Origin of the sequence: Sphingomonas parapaucimobilis NBRC 15100, assembly GCF_000787715.1 — a bacterium.
GTDB lineage: Bacteria > Pseudomonadota > Alphaproteobacteria > Sphingomonadales > Sphingomonadaceae > Sphingomonas > Sphingomonas parapaucimobilis.
In genome coordinates this window covers 1-21,939 of the sequence record NZ_BBPI01000072.1, presented here as the reverse complement: position 1 = coordinate 21,939, position 21,939 = coordinate 1, and the positions used below count along the sequence as shown (strand labels likewise).

Annotated in this window: 20 protein-coding genes; 7 read left to right on the top strand and 13 right to left on the bottom strand. The window is 66.6% G+C overall.

The annotated features are described in order from the left end of the window. Positions 1-22: 22 nt before the first annotated feature. From SP5_RS13505 to queF, 4 genes are all read right to left on the bottom strand, one after another. Positions 23-2,293: a glycosyltransferase family 4 protein gene (locus SP5_RS13505; RefSeq protein ID WP_042489701.1), complete on the bottom strand. Its 2,271-nt coding sequence runs from the start codon at positions 2,291-2,293 to the stop codon at positions 23-25. A 275-nt stretch (positions 2,294-2,568) separates the two neighbouring features. After that, positions 2,569-3,435, bottom strand: a complete 867-nt coding sequence (locus tag SP5_RS13500) for a SurA N-terminal domain-containing protein (RefSeq protein ID WP_052811552.1) — start codon at positions 3,433-3,435, stop codon at positions 2,569-2,571. Between the two features lie 214 nt (positions 3,436-3,649). Next, positions 3,650-4,423: a PEPxxWA-CTERM sorting domain-containing protein gene (locus SP5_RS19795; RefSeq protein ID WP_042489698.1), complete on the bottom strand. Its 774-nt coding sequence runs from the start codon at positions 4,421-4,423 to the stop codon at positions 3,650-3,652. A 126-nt stretch (positions 4,424-4,549) separates the two neighbouring features. Beyond that, complete coding sequence (queF, locus tag SP5_RS13490; protein ID WP_174435547.1) at positions 4,550-4,990, bottom strand: preQ(1) synthase; 441 nt, start codon at positions 4,988-4,990, stop codon at positions 4,550-4,552. A 20-nt stretch (positions 4,991-5,010) separates the two neighbouring features. On the opposite strand from queF, the gene SP5_RS13485 reads away from it, so the two are divergent. The 6 genes from SP5_RS13485 to SP5_RS13460 all read left to right on the top strand — a co-directional run bounded on the left by SP5_RS13485 (position 5,011) and on the right by SP5_RS13460 (position 12,503). Then, positions 5,011-6,543: a cryptochrome/photolyase family protein gene (locus SP5_RS13485; protein WP_042489693.1), complete on the top strand. Its 1,533-nt coding sequence runs from the start codon at positions 5,011-5,013 to the stop codon at positions 6,541-6,543. A 296-nt stretch (positions 6,544-6,839) separates the two neighbouring features. After that, entirely contained in the window at positions 6,840-7,685 is an 846-nt protein-coding gene (locus SP5_RS13480; protein ID WP_042489691.1) for a sulfurtransferase, read from the top strand. 5 nt (positions 7,686-7,690) lie between these two features. Beyond that, positions 7,691-8,887 carry a cystathionine beta-lyase gene (gene metC, locus SP5_RS13475; RefSeq protein WP_042489689.1) on the top strand — a complete coding sequence of 399 codons (1,197 nt, stop codon included), beginning with the start codon at positions 7,691-7,693 and terminating at the stop codon, positions 8,885-8,887. Continuing rightward, positions 8,884-10,176, top strand: a complete 1,293-nt coding sequence (locus SP5_RS13470) for a mechanosensitive ion channel family protein (protein WP_042489688.1) — start codon at positions 8,884-8,886, stop codon at positions 10,174-10,176. The genes metC and SP5_RS13470 overlap by 4 nt, the downstream gene beginning before the upstream one ends. Positions 10,177-10,371: 195 nt before the next feature. Next, positions 10,372-11,208 (top strand): TorF family putative porin, encoded by an 837-nt coding sequence (locus tag SP5_RS13465; RefSeq protein WP_042489685.1) that lies wholly within the window; start codon positions 10,372-10,374, stop codon positions 11,206-11,208. Between the two features lie 140 nt (positions 11,209-11,348). Then, the gene (locus SP5_RS13460; RefSeq protein WP_245613499.1) at positions 11,349-12,503 is read left to right on the top strand and encodes an energy transducer TonB; all 1,155 of its coding nucleotides are present in this window, start codon (positions 11,349-11,351) and stop codon (positions 12,501-12,503) included. Between the two features lie 212 nt (positions 12,504-12,715). On the opposite strand, the gene SP5_RS13455 is transcribed toward SP5_RS13460, so the two are convergent. From SP5_RS13455 to SP5_RS13425, 7 genes are all read right to left on the bottom strand, one after another. Continuing rightward, positions 12,716-13,129, bottom strand: a complete 414-nt coding sequence (locus SP5_RS13455) for a DUF3035 domain-containing protein (protein ID WP_042489683.1) — start codon at positions 13,127-13,129, stop codon at positions 12,716-12,718. Further along, on the bottom strand, positions 13,122-13,628 hold the full coding sequence (gene lspA / locus SP5_RS13450) for a signal peptidase II (protein WP_042489681.1): 507 nt from the start codon (positions 13,626-13,628) through the stop codon (positions 13,122-13,124). Before lspA ends, SP5_RS13455 begins: the two co-directional genes overlap by 8 nt. Next, a complete protein-coding gene (gene ileS, locus SP5_RS13445) occupies positions 13,621-16,452 on the bottom strand; it encodes an isoleucine--tRNA ligase (RefSeq protein ID WP_042489678.1) in 2,832 nt (943 codons plus the stop codon). Before ileS ends, lspA begins: the two co-directional genes overlap by 8 nt. 35 nt (positions 16,453-16,487) lie before the next feature. After that, positions 16,488-17,426: a bifunctional riboflavin kinase/FAD synthetase gene (locus tag SP5_RS13440; RefSeq protein ID WP_042489676.1), complete on the bottom strand. Its 939-nt coding sequence runs from the start codon at positions 17,424-17,426 to the stop codon at positions 16,488-16,490. 32 nt (positions 17,427-17,458) lie between these two features. Beyond that, positions 17,459-18,490: a GGDEF domain-containing protein gene (locus SP5_RS13435; protein ID WP_042489675.1), complete on the bottom strand. Its 1,032-nt coding sequence runs from the start codon at positions 18,488-18,490 to the stop codon at positions 17,459-17,461. 148 nt (positions 18,491-18,638) lie between these two features. Further along, entirely contained in the window at positions 18,639-19,106 is a 468-nt protein-coding gene (locus SP5_RS13430) for a dihydrofolate reductase (protein WP_042489673.1), read from the bottom strand. Next, positions 19,103-19,897 carry a thymidylate synthase gene (locus SP5_RS13425; RefSeq protein WP_042489671.1) on the bottom strand — a complete coding sequence of 265 codons (795 nt, stop codon included), beginning with the start codon at positions 19,895-19,897 and terminating at the stop codon, positions 19,103-19,105. Before SP5_RS13425 ends, SP5_RS13430 begins: the two co-directional genes overlap by 4 nt. Positions 19,898-20,020: 123 nt before the next feature. Here SP5_RS13425 and SP5_RS13420 point away from each other — a divergent pair, with 123 nt between their 5' ends. Beyond that, entirely contained in the window at positions 20,021-20,386 is a 366-nt protein-coding gene (locus SP5_RS13420; protein WP_042489670.1) for a JAB domain-containing protein, read from the top strand. 152 nt (positions 20,387-20,538) lie between these two features. On the opposite strand, the gene SP5_RS13415 is transcribed toward SP5_RS13420, so the two are convergent. Beyond that, positions 20,539-21,279, bottom strand: coding sequence for a TorF family putative porin (locus SP5_RS13415; RefSeq protein ID WP_042489668.1), 741 nt, complete (start codon positions 21,277-21,279; stop codon positions 20,539-20,541). After that, positions 21,276-21,722 carry a hypothetical protein gene (locus SP5_RS13410; RefSeq protein ID WP_157013737.1) on the bottom strand — a complete coding sequence of 149 codons (447 nt, stop codon included), beginning with the start codon at positions 21,720-21,722 and terminating at the stop codon, positions 21,276-21,278. The genes SP5_RS13415 and SP5_RS13410 overlap by 4 nt, the downstream gene beginning before the upstream one ends. Positions 21,723-21,939 lie beyond the last annotated feature (217 nt).

Genomic DNA, 21,939 nt, shown 5'->3' with positions numbered 1-21,939 from the left:
TTCCCCCGAACATGACAGCATGTCAGGCAATGTGACGATCGGCTCCTGCCATGGATGACGCGGAATGGCAAAGGCTGGCTATCGCGCAATTGGCGAGTTGCAGCGCCAGGATCGATTCGGCCCCCTGGTTGCGGTTGAGGCCGGTCGGCATCAGCCCGTCGAAACAGCCGCCGTCCTGCGCCGTCGCCAGCGGCAGGTCGAGGTCGTTGGCACCCAGGAACCAGCCATAGGCCCGCTCACCCTCGGCGATCCAGCGCGAATCGCGGGTGGCGGCATAGGCCGACTGGCACGCCTCTACCGTCGCCTGCGCCTCCAGCGGCTGCTGGTCGAACTGCAACGGCTCGGCATAGGGACGGCCGAAGCTCTCGCTGCCGACCGCGCGGAAGCGGCCTTCGGGCGAGGTCTGCTTGCCGACGATCCAGTCCAGCGTGGAAATACCGCAATCGATCAGGTCCTGGCGACCCAGCGCACGCCCCGCCTCGATCAGCGCCTGCGGCACGCGGGCATTGTCATAGGCCAGCACGATCTCGAACCACTGCCATTCGGGGCGACGCGCCTCCTCGAGCAAAGCGAGGTGCAGCGGGGGCAGCTTTTCCAGGATGGCACGCGCCAGCTGATGCCCCGGCCGCGCCTCCAGCATGGCCGCCGCGCCCAGCATCGCAAAGGCCTGTGCCCGCAGCGATCCCAGGTCCAACGCCAGCGAGGCGGTCGCGTCGAACCACATCTGCGCCCAGTCGCGATGCTTGGCCTGCTGCGCATCGCGAGCGGTCACGCCCAGCGCCCAGAGGGTGCGACCGTTGGAATCCTCCGACCCCACATCCTCGCACCAGCTGCGGTCGAAGCGCATGAAGTTGCGATAACGGCGCGCTTCCGGGTTCCAGGCATATTGCAGGAACGAGGCGTAGATGGTCGTCCACTTGTCGCGTGTGACCGGATCGATATCCGGCGCCTGGGTCATGAAGATCAGCGCGCGTGCATTGTCATCGATGCAATAGCCATGGCGGCGATCGGGGATCGAGTAGATGGCATGCTGCAACATGCCGGTCGAATCGCTCATTCGCTCGACGGCGGCGATATCGGCCTTCAACGGCTTGATGCTGGTCTGGTATGATCCGGCGATCCGGCGCGGACGGGCGGTGATCGCCGCCGCCATCTGCTCCAGCGCCGCCTCGGCCAGGCGCGGCCAGATCATGGTGCGGCCACGGGCATAAGCGCGGCTCGACAGGCGGTTGCGGGCCACGTCGTCGGTCAGCAGCCGGTCGATCTCGCGGGCAAAGGCGTCCGCATCGCAGAAATCGACGAGGACGCCGTGATCGTCGCCCAGGATCTCGACGGCGTGGACATAAGGCGTGGAGACCACCGCCTTGCCGACACCGACCGCATAGGACAGCGTGCCGCTCGTGATCTGGGCGGGGTTGGTATAGGGCGTCGCATAGATGTCGGCGGCCTGCAGATATTCGATCAGGTCGTCATGCTCGACGAATGCATCGACAAAGGCGACATTGTCGGCCACGCCGCGCGCCTCGGCCAGCGCCTTCAACCGATCGCGATAGGCCTCGCCCTCATGCGCGATCAGATTGGGATGCGTCGCGCCCAGCACGACATAAAGCAATTCCGGATGATGCGCGGCGACGGCGGGCAGCGCCTCGATGATCGTCTCGATCCCCTTGTTCGGTGCAAGCAGGCCGAAGGTGAAGACCACCTTTCGCCCTTCCCAGCCGAACTTGGCCTTCAGCGAGTCGGGCGAGATCAGTTCGCGGTCCGGCACGCCATGCGGGATCATCGCGATCTGGCGCGGGTCCGCGCCATAGATGCGCTGGAGGATGTCGCGACCCTTGTCGGCCATGACGATGATCCGGGCGCAGCGACGCAGCAGCCCCTCCATCACCCGGCGTTCGTCGGCGGAGGGCTTTTCCAGGACGGTATGCAGCGTCGCGATCACGGGCAACGTGGTCCGGTCGAGCAGGGCCAGCAGATGCTCACCGGCGGCACCGCCATAGATGCCATATTCATGCTGCACCCAGATCGCCTGCGCACCGCTCGCCTCGATCCGGCGGGCCATGTCGATATAGGCTCCGCGCTCATGCTGCGGGATGGCGGCGGTCACGGCGGGGGGATAGGCGTAACGCCCGGGATGATCGTCCATCGCGTAAACATCGACGGCCAGATCGGGGAAGCGGTTGCGCAACGCGGAATAGACGTCGGTGGTGAAGGTCGCGAGCCCGCATTGACGGGGCAGGAAATTGCCGATCAGCGCCAGTCGTTCGATCACGGTTCCGTTCGCATCCACCATATCGCTTGTCCTTGCAGGTGCGAGGGCGGCGGCAAATCCGCAAATTCCCTCACGTCAAGGTTAACCCGCGATGAGCGGCGAAGGTTGCAATGCGTATGACATATTTGCTGCACCGCACTCGGACGCTGCGTCCAAATGGCGTCACGCAGCGCCGAAGCGTGTGCCCGTGACGGGGATGCGGGGTGGGTCCCTTGGATCAGGGTCTTGGAGCGGATCGCCGGGGACCGATATTTTCCTTCCCTCGCCCCTGTCCGGGGGCGAGGGAAGGCGTTCTCTTAGCGCGCAGGAACGCGGTCGGCCGCGTCGCGGACGGCCTTGCCGTCAACCGCCGCCTTGCCGACAGGCTTGAAGCCGGCCTCATAGGAGATGCTGGCCTTCTTGCGCTGATCCTTGAGCGTCTGGCCCAGTGCATCGGCGATCGCCTTGCGCCGCAGGATCTCGCCCGCCAGCGCGCGTGCGGGTTCGCCCGTGACGGGTGCCGCCATGCGCTGGACGATCGCATTGGCCGTGTAGGTGCCCTGATAGGGCAGCAGGATGGGATCGCCCGTCGGCTGCTTGGCCACCTGTGCCGCGATCGCAGCCGGGAGGAACGCCGAGTCGACCAGGACATGATCGCGCGTGAAGGGCGTGGCGTCGCGGGTCAGTCCGTCCGCCAGTGCATCCAGCGTCTTGAACTGGCCAAGCGCCAGCAATGCCTCGGTGCTGGCGGGCTGGGCGAAGCGAATCTGGTCGACATAGAATTTCTGTCGCTGCGCGAATTCGTAAGGGTGTGCGGCGATATAGGCGTCGACGGCCTGGACGTTCGGCACCGGCACGGTGTTGGCCAGCTTCTGCGCCAGCATCTCGACCAGCAGCTTCTGCTCCTGCCGTTCGCGCTGGGCGGCGAATTCGGGGGTCTTGTCGATCCCCATCTTCTGCGCCGCCTGCGCCAGCAGGGTACGGTCGACCAGCTGGGGCAGGATCACCTTGCGATAGGCGAGGCGGTCGATGCCCGGCGGCGCATCGGCCAGCTCGGCATCCAGCGCCTGGGTGGTGATCGCCTGTCCGTCGACCTGCGCGACACCCTGCCCCCCGGGCTTGGACTGGCATCCCGACAGGGTCAGCAGGGCGAGGGAGACGGCGCTCCAGGACCAATGTTTCACGCGAAGACTCCATGACCACATACCGCGTCCACCCCGCAGGCGGATGCCGGTTCGACTCTTACCGTTCCTGCGTCAAAAGCGGTTGCGATATTCTTATCCCCGCTTCGGGCGGCGTGGAATTTCCGATGGGCGACATGAAAAAATCGGCCGCCCGTCGGACGACCGATTTTCGATGGCCGACGCGGTGCGCGACGAACGCACCGCGATAGGCGGATCAGGCGATGGCGGCGCGCGGCGCGGTGCCGCGACGGCGCAAGACATAGCCCACCAGCACCAGACCCAGCAGCATCATCGCCCAGGTCGCGGGCTCCGGCACGGCGGTGGGGGCCGAAGCCGCGCCATAAGCCTGGCCGTTGGTGTAGGACGACACCTTCGTAGTCAGGCCGGTGGTCGGATCGATCGTGTAGATCGCATTGTCCTTCACACCGAACAGCGCGTCGACCGTCGAGGCCAACCCGAATATGTTGGTCGTGCCGCCGATCAACCGGCTGGCGCCGGTCAGCGGATTGACGACCGCCAGACCCAGATTGCTGGCGAGGTACAGCTGCCCCTTGAAAAAGGCCAGATCGCCCGCCGACTCCGGGTTGCCCATCGATCCGATCAGGCTGGCCTGCCCGTTGCTGGTATTGATCTTGTACAGATTGTTATTGCCCGCCCCGTACAGGGTGCCGTCCGATCCGAAGACCAGACCATTGACGAACGAGCCCATCGAGCCGAGCGCCGTGGTTGCGCCACCGCTCGTCGAGATCTTGAACAGCGTACCCCCATCGACGCCGAACAGATCGCCACCGCTGTTCAGCGCGATGTCGAACATCACCGTGCCGGTGTTACCCAGGACGGTGCTAACCTTGGTGGTCGTGTCGTAGGACACCAGGCCACCATTGGAGTCGTTGATGATGATCGTGGGATTGGCGCTTGCCGTTCCTGCCGCGCCAAGCCCGATCAGCGTGGCAACCGCCATGGCGAAATGTTTGACGATCTTCTGCACGGCCCTGTTCCTTTTCGCATCCCGATGACACGTTCCTTGCCACGACTTCTAAATCGCGGGTCGGACGTCTTCAAGGATGGAAGATGTTTCACATTGGGATGAAACAGGGGTTGGGCCGCGGGCGGATCAGCCGCGACCGCGATAACCCGCCACGCCCTGATCGGGCAGCCACAGATCGGCGGGCGGGGCCGAGGACTGCCAGAACACGTCGATCGGGATGCCGCCGCGCGGATACCAATATCCGCCGATGCGAAGCCATACGGGCTTCATCTCGTCGAACAGGCGCTCACCGATGCCCACGGTGCAATCCTCATGGAAACCGGCATGGTTGCGGAAGCTGCCCAGGAACAGCTTCAGCGACTTCGATTCGACGATCGTCTCGCCGGGCACATAGTCGATGACCAGGTGCGCGAAGTCGGGCTGTCCGGTCACGGGGCACAGCGAGGTGAACTCGGGGGCCGCGAACCGGACCAGATAGGTACGCCCCGGACGGGGGTTGGGAACATAATCGAGCACCGCCTCTTCGGGGGAAGCGGGCAGCGCGCTGGTCTGGCCGAGATGCTTCATGAAGGCCATGTAGGATAATCATGCCCCAATCGCCAACGCTGATCCCGATCCTGGGCGACCAATTGTCGATGAACCTGTCCTCGCTGGAGGACGCCGACCCGAAGCGCACCATCCTGCTGATGATGGAGGTGGAGGACGAGACGGGTTACGTCCGCCACCACAAGGCCAAGATCGCCTATATCCTATCGGCCATGCGCCACCATGCCGAGGCGCTGAGGAAAGCGGGCTGGACGGTCGATTACGTCAAGCTGGACGACCCGGACAATGCGGGCAGCTTCACCGGCGAGGTCGCGCGCGCCGTCGAACGGCACGATCCGACACGGATCGTCGTGACCCAGGCGGGCGAATGGCGGGTCGCCGCCATGCTGGAGGCGTGGGAGACGATGTTCGCCGTCCCCGTCGACATCCGCCCCGACACCCGCTTCATCGCCAGCCAGGCCGAGTTCGAGGACTGGGCGAAGGACCGCAAGGAACTTCGCATGGAGTTCTTCTACCGCCTGATGCGCCGCAAGACCGGCCTCCTCATGAAGGGCGACAAGCCGGAGGGCGGCAAATGGAATTACGACGCCGACAATCGCAAGCCCGCGCCTAAGAAGGAGACGCCGCCCGAACCGCTGACCTTCGCACCCGACAGGATCACCCGCGAGGTGCTGAGGCTGGTCGCCGGACGGTTCGACAACCATCCCGGCTCGCTCGACGGCTTCGCCTATGCCGTCACCGCCGAGGATGCGCGAGCCCAGGCCGAGGCGTTCATGGCGCATGGCCTGCCCAGGTTCGGCGATTATCAGGACGCGATGCTGACCGGCCAGCACCAGCTGTGGCACTCGGTCCTGTCGCCCTATATGAATTCGGGGCTGCTCGACCCGCTGGAACTCTGCCGGATGGCGGAGGAAGAATATGAGGACGGCCATGCCAGCCTCAATTCGGTTGAGGGCTATATCCGCCAGATCATCGGCTGGCGCGAATATGTGCGCGGGCTCTATTGGCATGTCGGGCCGGATTATGTCGACCGCAACTTCCTGCGCGCGCATCGCAAGCTGCCCGGCTTCTACTGGACCGGCGAAACCGACATGCACTGCATGGCGCAGGCGCTGGGCCAGACGCTCGACACCGCGCATGCGCATCATATCCAGCGGCTGATGGTGACGGGCAACTTCGCCGCCCTGATCGGCGCCGACCCGGCCGAGGTGCATCGCTGGTATCTGGAAATCTATATCGACGCCTATGAATGGGTCGAGCTGCCCAATGTCGTGGGCATGAGCCAGTTCGCCGATGGCGGCATCATCGCGTCCAAGCCGTATGTGTCGTCGGGGGCCTATATCAACCGCATGTCGGATTATTGCGGGCATTGCCGCTATGATGTGAAGCAGCGCGTGGGCGAGGACGCCTGCCCGTTCAACGCGCTCTATTGGGATTTCCTCGCACGGCATGAGAGCCGGTTCGAGGGGAATGTGCGGATGGCGATGGCCTATCGGAACTGGAACCGGATGGCGGAGGAGGACCAGAAGGCCGTGCGGGCGCAGGCGGCGGGGTATTTGAAGGGATTGGAGTAGCCGGATTCCCATAGCCTTCGACTTTGCTCAGGCTGAACAGAGGTGGGGGGCATGGGGTCTTCCGCAACATCCGTTCAGCCTGAGCGAAGTCGAAGGCCACGCCCCACCCTTGCCACTAGCCGCTCCCCTCCCGCAGGCGGGAGGGGATGGGGGAGGGCAAGGAGTCTCAGCGAGACCAGCGCCCCCGACTCTTGCCCCTCCCCAACCCCTCCCCCTGCCGGGAGAAGGGCTTTGCTTGGCTTGCGACCCCGCCCCCAACGCGCCTAGGTACGGGGCAGCAACCAAGGGGAAGCACCATGCCGCCACTCATCACCCCGCAAGACCTATCCGCGATCGCGGGCGAGGCGGACGTGCGCATCCTGGACGTCACCTATTTTCTCGACGATGCGGACGGCACTTCGGCCCGGCGCGGCTTTGAGGACGGGCATATTCCCGGCGCACGCTTCCTGCCGCTGGGGGCGCTCGCCGATCGGGAGAGCGATCTGCCGATGACGCTCCCCGGGCCGGAGCAGTTCGCCCATGCGATGAGCGAGGCGGGTGTCGGCCATGCCGACCGGATCGTCCTGTACGATCGCTCGCCGCTGCACAGCTCCGCGCGGGTCTGGTGGCTGCTGACCCTGTTCGGCGCACAGTCGGTTTCGTTGCTCGACGGCGGACTGGAGGCGTGGCGCGCCGCCGGTCATCCCGTCATGGTCGGCCCGGCAGGCGCCCCCGAAGCGCCCGGCCTGTTCGTCGCCCATGCCGATCTGGCACGCGTGCGCAGCCTTCGCGAAGTGCTCACCCATGTCGAAGCGGGTGACGCACAGATCGTCGACGCCCGCTCGCCCGGCCGTTTCGCAGGCGCCGAGCCGGAGCCGCGCCCCGGTGTCGAACCCGGCCATATCCCCGGTGCGCTGAACCTGCCCTACTCCAAGCTGTTCGAGGCCGACGGCCGCTGGAAGTCTGCGTCAGCGATCGCCGACGCCTTCGCCGCCGCCGGAGTAGATCCCGCCAGACCGATGGTCGCCACCTGCGGATCGGGTATCACCGCCTGCGTCCTCGCTTTCGGGGCGGAGCGGATCGGCGGGCTGATGCCGGTCTATGACGGCAGCTGGACCGAATGGGGTTCCGACCCCAGCACCCCCAAAGCGAAAGACGTTTGACCGCGATGACCGACGACGACCTGCCCATCAAGCCCGCCACCCGTCTGGTCCAGGCGGGCCGCCGCACGGAATGGACCAAAGGCGTGGTCAACGTCCCCGTCTGGCGCGGCTCGACCGTACTCTACGACAATGTCGCGCATATGCGCGCCACCGGCGCGGGCGATCTGCACGAGAAGCTGTTCTACGGCCGCAAAGGCCTGCCGACCCAATGGTCGCTGGCCGATGCGCTGACCAGCCTGGAGCCGGGGGCGGAGGCGACCTTCCTCTATCCCTCGGGCGTGGCGGCGATCGCGGCGGCGCTGCTGTCGGTGCTGTCGCCGGGCGACGAGCTGCTGCTGGTCGACAGCGCCTATGACCCGACGCGCGGGCTGGCGACCGGGCTGCTGGCGCGGATGGGGATCACGACGCGCTTCTACGATCCGCTGGTCGGGTCCGGCATCGCCGATCTGATCGGCCCGGCGACCCGCGCGATCTTCCTCGAAAGCCCCGGCTCGCTGACCTTCGAGGTGCAGGACATTCCCGCCATCGTCGGCGTGGCCAAGGCCAAGGGCATCACGACGATCCTCGACAATACCTGGGCGACGCCGCTCTTCTTCCCCGCCATCGAGAAGGGCGTCGACCTGACGGTTCTCGCCTGCACCAAATATATCGTCGGCCATTCCGACGCGATGCTGGGGTCGGTGACGGCCGCGCCCTCGCACTGGGCGGCCTTGCGCGACACGAGTTTCCAGCTGGGTCAGGTCGCCAGCCCCGACGACGCCTATCTGGGCAGCCGGGGCCTGCGCACCATGGGCGTGCGCCTCGCCCAGCATCAGCAGAGCGCGCTGGCCATCGCCCGGTGGCTGGCCGAGCAGCCGGGCGTGGCGCAGGTGCTGCACCCGGCTTTGCCCTCCTGCCCCGGCCATGAGGTCTTCGCGCGCGACTTCCTGGGATCGAGCGGGCTGTTCGCCTTCGTCCTCGACGGCGGCAACGACGCCGCGCGCACCGCGATGCTCGATGGCCTTGCCCATTTCGGGCTCGGGTTCAGCTGGGGCGGCTATGAGAGCCTGGCCATCCCCGCCGACCCGCATCGCTATCGCAGCGTGACCAGCCGCGACTTCGCCGGGCCGCTGATCCGGCTTCAGATCGGGCTGGAGGATACGGACGACCTGATCGCCGATCTCGATCGGGGGCTTTCCCGCTTCCGGGCCGCGCGCGGATGACGCTGTTCGAATGGCTTCAGGCGAGCGGCATCGAACTGCCGACCCGCGCCGAGGCCATGGAGGCGGCGGTCGCGTCGGTCCTGACGCTCGCCATGCTGGCGGGCGGGGTGATCGCGGGGCGCAGGCTCGGCCCGCCCATCGCCGCGATGGTGCAGCGTTTCGCCATCGCCAAGGGCGAGACGCTGCACGCGCGAATCTGCGCGATCACCCGGCATGGCACCGCCGCTTTCCTGTTGATGACGCTGGGCGCGATCTGGCCCTGGGAGTCGCTGGCGGGGGTTCCCATCGGGCTGGCGCTGGGCGCGTCGGTGGCGCGCGCCGGGTTCCAGCTGCTGCGCGGGCTGAACCTGCCGCGCTGGCTGGCCTGGGTCTTCGCCACCGTCTGTTTCGTGGCGCTGTTCAGCCGCGAGATCGGCGGGCTGGAGCCGGTCAGTCGCCTGGCAGAGCAGATCGGCTTTACCGTCGGCTCGCGGCGATTTTCGGTCATGCTGCTGGTGACGATGCTGGTCACGGTGGTCGCGATCCTGGCCGTCACCCGCGCCGTCACCCGGATCACCGAGCAATGGATCGGCCATGCCCGCGGGCTGGACCCGACGCAGAAGCTGCTGGCCCAAAAGCTCGCCAGCATCGCCATCGTCGTCCTCGCCTTCTTCTTCGCGATGGATTTGCTGGAGATCGACCTGACCAGCCTGGCGCTGTTCTCGGGCGGGTTCGGCCTGGCGATCGGCTTCGGCTTGCAGAAGACGATCGGCAATCTGATCGCCGGGATCATCCTGCTGATGGACCGCTCGATCAAGCCGGGCGACGTCATCGCGCTCCAGAACGAGATCGGCTGGGTGAACAAGATCGGCGTGCGCGCCGTGTCGATCATCACCCGCGACGGCAAGGAGCATCTGATCCCCAACGAGAATCTGATGACGCAGGAGGTGGAGAACTGGTCCTATTCCGACCGCAACGTCCGCGTCCGCATCCCGGTCTCCATCGCCTATGACAATGACCTGCGCCTCGCGCAGGAACTGATGCTGCGCGCCGCCAACGAATCGCCGCGTGTCCTGAAAAGCCCCAAGCCGACCGTCTGGCTGATGAGCTTCGGCGACTATTCGCTTCAGCATGAGATATTGGCGTGGATCAGCGACCCGGAAAGCGGTGTCGGCAATGTCCGATCCGACGTGCTCAACCGCCTGTGGTTCCTGTTCAAGGACCATGGCATCGGCCTGCCCTATCCCCAGCGCGACATCCATATCCGCTCGCTGCCCACGGGGATGCGACACGAGAATCTCGACACCTGATCTGTGTTATTTGCGCAACATCGCGTCCCCCGAGCATCAGTCCATGTTCGATTATACTTGTGCAGCGCACCACGGCCTGCCAATCTTTCATGACTTGCCAAGGCAGACGGTCCGCCGGGTTCACCCGACATACAGAGGCCGCACCGATGCAAGCTTGCAGGTGAGAACATCGAATTTCCGTTTGAAAGGGAAACGATGCGCTTCTCCACGATCCTCCTTGGCGGCCTCTCGCTGGTCGCCGCGACGCCCGCCTTTGCGCAGGACAGCAGTGCGGATACCGCGCCGCCCTCACCGATCACGGTCAGCGGCAGCGCTTCGATCCTGACCGACTATCGCCTTCGCGGCGTGTCGCAGACCAACAAGAACGCGGCCGTCCAGGCCGCGCTGACCGTCGCGCATGAAAGCGGCTTCTATATCGGCACCTTCGCGTCGAACCTGGCGGGCTGGGGCACGTTCGGCGGCGCCAATATGGAGCTGGACGGCATTGCCGGGTACAAGCACACATACGGCACCGCGACCGTCGATGCGGGCGTGACCTGGTACACCTATCCGGGCGGCGCGTCCGAGACCGACGTGGTCGAATTCTTCGGCCGCCTGTCGGGCACCGCTGGCCCCGCGACGCTGACCGCCGGGGCCTATTACGCGCCCAAGCAGACCTCGCTCGGCAACTTCTCCAACACCTCGTACAGCCGGGGCCAGCGTTGGGACAACGTCTACCTGACCGGCGACGGCGCCGCCGCGATCCCGGGCACGCCGATCACCGCCAAGGCGCATATCGGCTATTCCAAGGGCAATCCGGGCCTCGGCCCCAACGGCACCAGCCTGTCGCCGACCGGCAGCTATTGGGACTGGTCGCTGGGTGCCGATGTCGCGGCATACAAGAACCTGACCTTCAACGTGTCGTATGTCGACACCGACATCACCAAGTCGAAGGCGGCCTATATCCAGCCGAACTTCTCGCAGGGTCAGGTGCCGGGGGGCGCCTCGATCTCGGATGCGACGGTGGTGTTCTCGCTGACCGCCGCTTTCTAAAGGATATAATGGCTTTTCGGGGGTGAAGGGGCGGTGCCGGTGACGGCGCCGCTCTTTTCCATGGCAGCGGCAAGAAAGCCCCCTCGCCTCGGGCCGAAGACGCGCCTAAGCTGACGCCCTCTCGTCGTGGAGTGCGTTCGATGATCCGGTTCCGCCACGCTGCCCTGTCCCTCGCTCTGTTGCCCGCGCTGGTCGTTCCGTCCGCTGCGGCCTCGTCGCTCCAGAACGCGCTCCCCATCGCGCCGACAAAGCCCGGCAGCTCGGGCCGGGTGCTGGTCCAGTGGGTGCCGGGCGAGATACGCTGCCACGGCGTGCCGGTGACGGGACAGCCGATCCGGCGGCCCTGGAATCAGCTCGGCTGGGTCGGCAATGCCACGCAGAACGCGATGACCCTGCATTTCGCGATCGATCCGACCGGCCGCCCGGTCTCGCTGACCCGCGAGACGACGGGCTTCGTGCCGCTGTCCGAGGATGTAGAACCCGCCCTCGCCGCCAGCCGCTTCGCCCCCCAGGCCCCGCAGCAGGATTGCACCGTCACCTATATGATGCGCAGCAGCGCGCTGGCGGGGGCGGATGGGCTGGAGCTGATGGCCTATACCGTCCATCCCGTCACGGGGCCGCTGCCCGAGGAGGGCTGGCAGCGGATTCGCGATGCGGGCGGCGACTGCCTGACCAATCCTCAGCCGCAACCGCTCGAACGGCACTTCCCCGATTTTGCGACCATTCCCGCAACGCCCGGCGTGCAGGACTGGTCGATGATCCGTTATGACGTCGATGCGGGCGGGCGGACGCGCGGAGCCGCGCTGCTGGCGGGGACAGGCAATCGCGCGCTGGATGCCGCCGCGTTGAAGGCCATCCGCGAATCCCGCTTTACCAAGGGTGCGAGGAGCGGCTGCCTCTATCCCTATTGGCGCGCGGCAGCGAAGCTGCCCGCCCCCGACATGCCCGAGGCGATCCGCGCCACCAAGCTCGCGGGCAACTGCCCCGACGAGCATGGCTGGGCCGTGCCGCCGCAACTGCGCTTCCCCGAACCCTATCGCCGCCGCTCGATCGAGGGCTGGGCGGTCATCGGCTACGACGTCGCACCCTGGGGCCAGACGGGCAATCTGAGGGTCATCGCCGCCCAACCGGCGGACGGCTTTGGCGAGCAGGCGCTGGCGATGATCCGCGATGCGAAATTGCCCGCCAGCCAACAGGGCTATACCGGCTGCGTCGACCGGGTGCGGTTCAAGATCACGCCCGAACCCGCGCCCAGCGCAGGTGGCGAAGGCGGCGCGCCGGTGCCTGGTATGTGAAGCGGCAGGACATGAGTCTGACCCAAGCTTAGCCCCTCCCCTTCAGGGGAGGGGTTGGGGTTGGGCACCGCCACGAACACTATGCTTGCGCAAGCGCCCCACCCCCGGCGCCTCCCCTGAAGGGGAGGGGTGCATCAGCCCAATCGATGCCCAATGAAAAAGGGCCGGGAAGGCGATCCGCCCCCGGCCCTTTCCCTAACACTCGCCCGGCGTCACTTGGTCGCGGCGCGCGCGTCCTGGCCGTCGCCTTCGGGGGCGGCGACGATGTCGCGGGTGGTCGCACCCTTGTCGACGACGTTGGTGCCGGGATCGCCGACCGACGAGCGGATACCCGCATCGGCGCTGTCGGCACCGGCATTCTGCACCAGGCCATATTCCGACTGGCTACGCGCCGCCTGACCGCCGAACAGCGCATCCAGCGTCTGCTGCTGGCCGCTGCGGGTCTGGACGGGCGCGGCGCCCGGCTGCGGCGGGACCAGCGCGAAGTCGGGCGGGATCACCAGCGAGGGCTGGCGCGCGACGGCGAATTCGTCGGGGCGCGCCCGGTCGAGGCCACGCCCGGCCCCACATCCCGTCAGCAACGCGGCGCAGGACAGACCTGCGATGACGGGCACCAACTTACGCATTGCTCTTCTCCACGGGAGCGGGCCGGTCGCGCACGAGAAGCGCGCGCGCCAGCAGAACCAGAACGCCTATCGTAATCGCTGCATCAGCGACATTGAAGACCAAAAACGGACGCCACTCGCCGAAGTGAAGATCGGCGAAGTCGACGACATAACCGAAACGCACCCGGTCGATGATATTGCCCAGCGCCCCGCCGAGCACGCAGCCGAGTGCGACCTGATCGACCGGATTGCGCTCTCGCGTCATCCAGAAGGCGACCGCCAGCGCGATCGCCCCGGTCATCGCGACCAGCGCCCAGCGCGACGCGTTGCTGTCGGCGGTCAGCAGCCCCAGCGAAATGCCGTAATTGGGCACGAAACGCAGGTTGAAGATCGGCATGATCTCGCGCACGTCACCCAACGACCGGAGGCCCATCGGCCCGGTCACCGCCCATTTGATGACCTGATCGACCAGGAACAGCGCCAGCGCCGTCACCAGTCCACGCTTGGGCAGATTAGCCATGCGCGACCACCTCGGCGCAGCGTCCGCACAATTCCCCATCCGCCGCGACATCGGGCAGATGACGCCAGCAGCGGCCGCATTTGTGCTTGTCCGTCCGGGTGACGGAGACGGTATCGGCCATGCCGACGTCCGCGACGATGAACGCCTCGGCCAGCGCGTGCGGCTCGAGCGGCAGCGACGGCACCATCACCTCGGCCTCGTTGGACGAGCGCACGGTCTTTTCGCGACGCAGCGGCTCGATCGCCTCGGTCACTTGCGCGCGAAGCCCACGAATCTCGGTCCACCGCGCCATCAGCGCCTCGTCCTCGCCCAGCTGCGGCAATTCCGGCCATTCGAGCAGATGGACCGAACCATCCTCCGACGGGAAGCGCGACTGCCACACTTCCTCGGCGGTAAAGCACAGGATCGGCGCGGCATAGCGGACCAGCGCGTGGAACAGGATGTCGAGCACGGTGCGATAGCTGCGCCGCTTGGGATCGGTCGCGGCGTCGCAATAGAGCGAGTCCTTGCGGATATCGAAGAAGAAGGCCGACAGGTCCTCATTCGCGAAATCGGTCAGCGCGCGCAGATAGCGGTTGAACTCGAACGCGTCCGCCGCACGCCGCAGCTCGGTGTCGAGCGCGGTCAGGCGAGCGAGGACGTAACGTTCCAGCTCGGGCATCGCGTCGAACGAAATGCGCTCTTCTTCCGTAAACCCGTCGAGCGCGCCGAGCATATAGCGGAAGGTGTTGCGCAGCTTGCGATAGCTGTCCGAGGCGGTGGCGAGCACCTCCTTGCCGATGCGCACATCCTCGAAATAATCGGTCGAGGCGGTCCAGATGCGCAGGATGTCGGCGCCCGACTCGCCGATGATCTTCAGCGGATCGACGACATTGCCCAGCGACTTGGACATTTTGCGCCCCTGCCCGTCGAGCGCGAAGCCATGGGTCAGCACCGCGTCATAGGGTGCCCGGCCGCGCGTGCCGCACGACTCGAGCAGCGACGACTGGAACCAGCCACGATGCTGGTCCGAGCCTTCGAGATACAGGTTCGCGCGCGTACCCTCGCCGTACCGCGCCTCGATCACGAAGGCATGGGTCGAGCCGGAGTCGAACCACACGTCGAGGATGTCGTTGACCGGCTCGAAATCGGCCAGATTATAGTCGGCCCCGAGCAGCATCTGGTGATCGGCGGTGAACCACGCATCCGCCCCGCCTGCGCGGAAGGCGTCGAGGATGCGGGCGTTGACCGCCTTGTCCGTCAGATATTCGCCGGTCTGGCGGTTCACATAGAGCGCGATCGGCACGCCCCAGGCGCGCTGGCGGCTGATCACCCAGTCGGGGCGGCCCTCGACCATCGAACGGATACGGTTGCGGCTGCGCTCGGGCACCCAACGGGTCCGCTCGATCGCGTCGAGCGCGGTCTGGCGCAGCGTCGCGCCATTGCCCAGCGGCACGGTGAGCAGCGGCGTCACGCCCGAAATCGGGTCGACATTCGCCATCGCCAGATCGGGGATCAGCGAGCTGTCGGCGCGGTCCATCGGGATGAACCATTGCGGCGTGGCGCGGAAGATGACCTTCGCCTTGGACCGCCAGCTATGCGGATAGCTGTGCTGGAAATCATCGGAAGCCGACAGCAGTGCGCCCGTTTCGCGCAGGTCCGAACAGATCGGGCCGTCGGCGGCGACGAACTTCTTGTTGATGACGCTGCCCTGGCCGCCCAGCCATGCCCAGTCGGGGCGATAGGTGCCGTCGCCCTGCACCGCGAAGACCGGATCGATGCCGTGCGCCTTGCACAGCAGGAAGTCGTCCTCGCCGTGGTCGGGGGCCATATGGACCAGGCCCGTACCCGCCTCGGTGGTAACGAACTCGCCCGCCAGGAATGGGCGGGGCTTGGCGAAGAAACCGCCCAGCTTGTGCATCGGGTGGAGCGCCGTCGCACCCTCCAGCACCGGCCCCTTGGCGAGCGCGATGAAGGTTTCCATCGCGATGCCGGTCCGCTTGGTGAAGGCGGGCAGCAGCGGCTCGGCGACGAGATAGCGACGCCCCGCGCTCTCGAAGTGCAGATAGTCGATCGCCTCGCCATAGCTCAGCGCCTGGTTGACCGGGATCGTCCAGGGGGTCGTCGTCCAGATGACCGCCAGCGCACCGACCAGATCGGGATATTCGGGGCAGGACGCGACCTCGAACCCGACATCGATCTGGGTCGAGACGATATCCTCATATTCGACCTCGGCCTCGGCCAGCGCGGTCTTTTCGACCGGCGACCACATGACCGGCTTGGCCCCGCGATAGAGCTGGCCCGATTCGGCGAACTTCAGCAGCTCGCCCGCGATCACCGCCTCGGCGTCATAGGTCATGGTGAGGTACGGGTTGGCCCAGTCGCCCATGATGCCCAGCCGCTCGAACTGCGCCTTCTGCGTGCCGACCCAGGTGTCGGCATAGGCGCGGCACTCGGCGCGGAACTGCGCGACGGGCACCTCGTCCTTGTTCAGCTTCTTGGCGCGATAGGCTTCCTCGACCTTCCACTCGATCGGCAGGCCGTGGCAGTCCCAGCCGGGGACATAGGGCGCGTCCTTGCCCATAAGGGTCTGCGAGCGGACGATGATGTCCTTCAGCACCTTGTTCAGCGCATGGCCCATATGGATGTCGCCATTCGCATAAGGCGGGCCGTCATGCAGGATGAACCGCTCGCGCCCGCTACGCTCGCGGCGGAGGCGGTCGTACAGCCCCATCCTGGCCCAGCGATCCAGGATCGCCGGTTCCTTGGCGGCAAGTCCCGCCTTCATGGGGAAATCGGTCTTCGGCAGGAAGACGGTGTCGCGGTAATCGGGCGCGTCGCTCATAGGGGACACGCCCTTAACGACTTTAGGTTAACACGTCATGCCGGATTATGCGACGAAAGTATCTGGCGCGCACGGAGACAATCGGCGTCCATCTGCGTGACCAGGGCATCCAGCGAGTCGAACTTCGCCTCGGGCCGCAGATAGTCGATCAGCTCGACGGTCAGGCGTTGACCGTAAAGGTCGCCGTCGAAGTCGAAGAAATGCGGCTCCAGCAATTCCTTGGGCGGATCGAACTGGGGCCGGATGCCCAGATTGGCCGCGCCGTCCAGAACCCGCCCGTCGTCCAGCCGCCCGCGCACCGCATAGATGCCGTAGGCGGGGCGCAGATATTCGCCCATGTCGAGATTGGCGGTCGGATAGCCGATGGTGCGGCCCAGCTTGTCGCCATGCTGCACCACGCCTTGCAGGGTGTAGGGCCGGGTCAGCAGCCGCGCCGCCGTCTCCGGGTCGCCCGCGATCAGCGCGGCGCGAATCCGGCTGGACGAGATCGTCTCGCCATCCAGCATCACCGGCGCCACCGCATCGGTCGAAAAGCCATGCGCCCGGCCCCAGGCGCGCAGCGACGTCACATCGCCGCTGCGCGCGCGACCGAAGGTGAAGTCCTCGCCGGTCACCACGCCGCCGACCCGCAACGCAGCGAGCAGCCGCGCCTGCACGAAATCCTCGGCCGACAGCGCCGCCAGTTCCTCGTCGAAGCGGAACACCACCATCGCGTCCACCCCTGCCGCCGCGAACAGCCGTTCGCGCTGGTCGAGCGTGGTCAGGCGGAACGGCGCGGCGTCGGGCCTGAAATAGCGGATCGGATGCGGATCGAAGGTGGCGACCAGCGCGGGCCGCCCTTCCGCCCGCGCGCGTGCGACGGCGGCACCGACCACCGCCTGATGCCCCAGATGAAAACCATCGAAATTGCCCAGCGCGACGATTCCGCCCGCCAGATGCGCCGGGATAGGCCCCGCGCCGTCAACACGCTGCATGGGCCGCGCTATAACAGGCCGCGCCGAATTGGCTAGGCACGCGACAGGATGCGATTGCCCAGCCCGCCACTGGCCAGATCGCGCAGCATCTCGGCGCGGGCCAGCGTTTCCTCCAGCGGCACGCCGACGCCGACCGCGACACCGCCCGACATGGTGACCGCACCGATCGGCTCCCCCGATCCGCGCAACCGCAGCGTCCGCTCGCGCATCGCGACGCGCGCATCCTCCATCATGCCCGCCAGCGTGGACAATGGCCGTCCGCGCAGCACGACGAGGAACAGATTGCCCTGCCAGCGGACGATCTCCGTCCCCTCGCACGCCTGGCGCAGCGTGGCGACGAAGGCGCGCAGCACATTGTCGGCGACCGAGCGCCCGTAACGTTCGTTGATCCCCTCCAGATCGTCCAGGCTGCACGCCGCCAGCACATAGCCATGCGGCTCGCTGGCCAGCCTCTCGACCATCGCCCGCGCGCCCGTCCGGCTGGTCACGCCGGTCAGCGGGTCGATGCGGTCGTCGGTTTCGCCGGGCTCCATCCGGGAGCGCAGACCCGCGATATTGCTGGCCAGTTCCTCCAGGTCGCGTTCGGTCTTGGAAATGCGGGCGATCAGCTGTTCGAGCAGGGTGGCGATGGCGCGGGTGTCGGGGCCGACATCGTTGCTGCGATGCGCATGGGACAGCGCCATGACCTGTTCCGAGAAATCGCTGGTGATCGCCCTGGCGTCAGAAGTCAGCGCCTCCAGCGTCTCGGCCTGTTCACCCAGATCCTGCTCCATCTGGATCCGGCCGAGCCCCAGGTCGGCCACTTCATGCTCGCGGACCAGCGGCATCAGCTCGCGGACATCGTCTTCGGTCAGGCGAACACCGCCATCCGTCCGCCGCGCGACCTCTCCGCCGAGCGGGCCATAGGGGTGGAGGATCGCCTGCAACGCCAGCGCGTAGCTGGTGGTGGTCCGGGCCAGTCGATGCCGATCGAGGAACGCGACCGCTTCGTGACTGGCGTCGAGAAGGCCGACCGGATCGCTGCCCGTCCGACACCCCTGCGCACTCCCCCCGTCGATGATCATCCGACACTGCCCGCTGCCAAGACGAATGCGGTTGATGCCGCGATTCTTTATCCGACCATGGGTTTACGGATATCGTATCAACAAATGAAGATAGGTTGAGGGGTTTTTCGTCAAACCGTTCAGATGCGGCCAAGGCCGCGCCCTTCTGCTATCGCTCCAGCGTCACAAAGGAATAGGATGGGCGCCCATCGACAGCGGGATGATCCTGTCGCTCGACTTCGCGCCAACTTGAAAACGCGTCGACAACAGTATCACCCTCGGCGTCGATATTGATTTCGGTCAATTCCACCCGATCGGCGATGTCGCGGAACAGGTCGAAGATTTCCGCGCCGCCGATCACCGCCACCGGCCCCTCGCCCGCCAGCGCAAGCGCACCCGCGACGTCGTGCGCGACCTCGGCGCCCGGTGCGCTCCAGTCATGGTCGCGGGTCAGGACGATATGCCGTCGCCCGGGCAGCGGCGCGGGAAAGCTGTCGAAGGTCTTGCGGCCCATGATCATCGGCTTGCCCATGGTCAGCGCCTTGAAGCGCTTGAGGTCGGCGGGCAGGTGCCAGGGCAGCCCCCCATCGCGCCCGATCACCCCGTTTCGCGCGCGGGCAAGGACCAGCGTGATCATATCGCGACCGGCGCCTTGATATGGGGTTGCGCGACATAGTCGTGGAGGACGAAATCCTCTGGCTCATAGCCGTCGATGGCGTCGGGGCGGCGCAGGATTTCGAGGCGGGGCAGCGCGCCCGGCTCGCGGCCCAGCTGGGTCTTGGCCTGCTCCAGATGGTTCAGATACAGGTGGCAGTCGCCGCCGGTCCAGATGAACTCGCCCACCTCCAGATCGCATTGCTGCGCCAGCATATGGGTCAGCAGCGCATAGGAGGCGATGTTGAACGGCACGCCCAGAAAGATATCGGCCGAGCGCTGATAGAGTTGCAGCGACAGGCGGCCGTTCGCGACATGGGTCTGGAACAGGCAGTGGCACGGGGCCAGCGCCATGGCGTGGAGGTCGCCGGGGTTCCACGCGGACACGATCTGGCGACGCGAGGCGGGCTGGGTGCGGATCTGTTCCACCAGCTCGGCGATCTGGTCGATATGGCGGCCATCCGCCGTCGCCCAGTCGCGCCACTGCTTGCCATAGACCGGGCCGAGATCGCCCTGCTCGTCGGCCCATTCGTCCCAGATGCTCACCTTGTGCTCGTGCAACCAGCTGACATTGGTGTCGCCGCGCAGGAACCACAAAAGTTCGACGATGATCGAGCGCAGGTGGAGCTTCTTGGTGGTCAGGGCCGGAAAGCCCTTGGCCAGGTCGAACCGCATCTGGTGGCCGAAGACCGACAGCGTGCCGGTGCCGGTCCGGTCCATCTGCTGCACGCCCTGGGTCAGGACCCGGTCCATGAGATCGAGATATTGCCGCATGATCCGGGCCTAGCGCCGCGCGCGGCCGGAGCCAAGCCGAACCGGATCGGCGCGGGATGAAGCTGCGTCCGGGCCGCGATTCGGGCACTTCCGTCGGTGTACCGCTTACCCCGCCCTGCCCCGATGATCCGCACGCGACAGGATGCGCTGGCGCTGTTCGCCGGATTGGATCGCGACGGCGGCGAGGCGATGGGGATCGCCTATCTGGGTTCGGAACGGATGCTGTTGGGCTTGCGCCATGTCGCGGGGCACAGCGATTCGGTGACGGTTCCGGTCGCCCGGATCGCCCGCGATGCGATCCTGCTGGGGGCCGGTGCGGTGCTGATCGCGCACAACCACCCCGATGGCGACACCCGCCCCAGCGCGGCAGACCTGGCGCTGACCCGGCGGCTGGCGCAGGGGTTGGCGGCGCTGGACGTGATGCTGCTCGATCACCTGATCCTGGGAGGCGGCGAGGTCCTCAGCCTGCGGGAACAGGGAATGCTCTGAAAGCCCTCCTCCGCTGAAAGCCCCTCCTCCCGGCAGGGGGGAGGGGTTTGGGGTGGGGGCTATGCCACGGGCGACACCGCCCGGGGAGAAGCCCTCCCCCATCCCCTCCCGCCTGCGGGAGGGGAGAGCTTGTGGCCAGCGTTGGGACGTTTTTAGAACCCGAACCGCACCCGGCCGACGATCCTGTCCCCCGAATGCCGCGCATCGGCAAGCGCAAAGGCCGACGCCGCCCGCTCCGACACATCGGTCCCGACATAGTCCAGACCCAGCGTCACCGGGCCGGTGACATGCTCCACCCCGACCCGCCAGTCGCTATAGTCCCCACCGGGGCGAAGCCGTGCGGCGCGAAAAGCGTCTTCGGTCTTGCCGGTCGAATGGCCGACACCCGCCAGCACCGTCCAGGGCGTGCCCGGAATCCCTGCCTGCGCCCCGGCATGAAGATAGAGATTGTCGCCGCCGATCGCGCTTTGCGACGGCGCATAGTCCGCGCCAGCATTCACTTGCACCGGACCCAGCGTATAGGCCGCCGACCCGCCCAGTTCGACATAATCGGCGTTGAAGCCCGCCCCGCCGAACAGATGCCCGGTCACGTGTCCGCGCATCGTCACCGGGCCTAGCATCGTGGAGGCGCCAAGGGTCAGGTCGCCGACCACGCCCGCGCCGCCATGCCGGTCCGATTCGCGCAGTGCGACGATGCGGCCGCTCGCCTCGAACGGCCCGCTCGTCGCAAAGATATCGGCGGAGGGCGAAACCCGCCCCCCGCTCCAGCTCAGCCCCCGGCGATTCTCGTCGCTGTTCACCTCGACGCCGATCGCGGGCCGCTCCTGCGCGAGGAGCGGCGAGGCCATGGAGCCACCCAGCAGGGCGGCCAGAACAATGTTACGCAAGGTCATCCGGCGCGCGTCTCGGCATGGAGGCGATCCATCTCGGCACGCAACAGGCCATGGTCTTCCTGCGCCACGGCCTGAAGATGGTCGCGCACCGCGTCGTGACGCCGGGCGACGTCCTGCGCGATGGCGCTGCGGTTGGTGCTGCACCAGCCGGGGCGGCTGCCCTCGATCACGCGGTCCTGTGCCGCGCTGCGCATCAGCGCCGTGCCGCCGGCACTGCGCGCTTCGCGGTGGACGGTGACATTGGCGCTCCACAGGCAGCGCAGCGTCGAGGGACGACCGCCGGTCGTCACCGCGCCGATCTGCTTATGGGTCACGCCGATATCGGCGCTGTAGCGGACCGCGACCGGTCCCGAATGATGGTCGAGCTGGACGCGGTGTTCGAGCGCCCCGTCCGATGCCACCGCTCCACCGAGCGCAAGCCCGGCAATCAAAAGCATGTTCATCGTCATCTCCTTCTGCGGGACCCCGGCCCATGCTGACCGGTGGTCTATCGGCACCAGGCAGGGCCGATACGGGATCAATACATGACAAAGCTGTCATGTTCCAACTTTGTCGTAGCGACGGTGACGAATGGCCGACCCCTTCCTCCCCTGCAAGGGGAGGTGGCAGGGCGCAGCCCTGACGGAGGGGTGTAATCGCTGATAGGGTGGATTTTCCTCG

Bases quoted from the DNA above. Each gene is read 5' to 3' on its own strand.
- SP5_RS13425 (WP_042489671.1), bottom strand. From the start codon at position 19,897: ATGCGGCAATATCTCGATCTCATGGACCGGGTCCTGACCCAGGGCGTG.
- ileS (WP_042489678.1), bottom strand. From the start codon at position 16,452: ATGAGCGACGCGCCCGATTACCGCGACACCGTCTTCCTGCCGAAGACC.
- SP5_RS13455 (WP_042489683.1), bottom strand. From the start codon at position 13,129: ATGCGTAAGTTGGTGCCCGTCATCGCAGGTCTGTCCTGCGCCGCGTTG.
- queF (WP_174435547.1), bottom strand. From the start codon at position 4,990: ATGAAGCATCTCGGCCAGACCAGCGCGCTGCCCGCTTCCCCCGAAGAG.
- SP5_RS13465 (WP_042489685.1), top strand. From the start codon at position 10,372: ATGCGCTTCTCCACGATCCTCCTTGGCGGCCTCTCGCTGGTCGCCGCG.
- SP5_RS13505 (WP_042489701.1), bottom strand. From the start codon at position 2,293: ATGGTGGATGCGAACGGAACCGTGATCGAACGACTGGCGCTGATCGGC.
- SP5_RS13430 (WP_042489673.1), bottom strand. From the start codon at position 19,106: ATGATCACGCTGGTCCTTGCCCGCGCGCGAAACGGGGTGATCGGGCGC.
- SP5_RS13435 (WP_042489675.1), bottom strand. From the start codon at position 18,490: ATGATCATCGACGGGGGGAGTGCGCAGGGGTGTCGGACGGGCAGCGAT.
- SP5_RS13480 (WP_042489691.1), top strand. From the start codon at position 6,840: ATGCCGCCACTCATCACCCCGCAAGACCTATCCGCGATCGCGGGCGAG.
- SP5_RS13415 (WP_042489668.1), bottom strand. From the start codon at position 21,279: ATGACCTTGCGTAACATTGTTCTGGCCGCCCTGCTGGGTGGCTCCATG.
- SP5_RS13470 (WP_042489688.1), top strand. From the start codon at position 8,884: ATGACGCTGTTCGAATGGCTTCAGGCGAGCGGCATCGAACTGCCGACC.
- SP5_RS13410 (WP_157013737.1), bottom strand. From the start codon at position 21,722: ATGAACATGCTTTTGATTGCCGGGCTTGCGCTCGGTGGAGCGGTGGCA.
- SP5_RS13440 (WP_042489676.1), bottom strand. From the start codon at position 17,426: ATGCAGCGTGTTGACGGCGCGGGGCCTATCCCGGCGCATCTGGCGGGC.
- SP5_RS13420 (WP_042489670.1), top strand. From the start codon at position 20,021: ATGATCCGCACGCGACAGGATGCGCTGGCGCTGTTCGCCGGATTGGAT.
- SP5_RS13485 (WP_042489693.1), top strand. From the start codon at position 5,011: ATGCCCCAATCGCCAACGCTGATCCCGATCCTGGGCGACCAATTGTCG.
- lspA (WP_042489681.1), bottom strand. From the start codon at position 13,628: ATGGCTAATCTGCCCAAGCGTGGACTGGTGACGGCGCTGGCGCTGTTC.
- metC (WP_042489689.1), top strand. From the start codon at position 7,691: ATGACCGACGACGACCTGCCCATCAAGCCCGCCACCCGTCTGGTCCAG.
- SP5_RS13460 (WP_245613499.1), top strand. From the start codon at position 11,349: ATGATCCGGTTCCGCCACGCTGCCCTGTCCCTCGCTCTGTTGCCCGCG.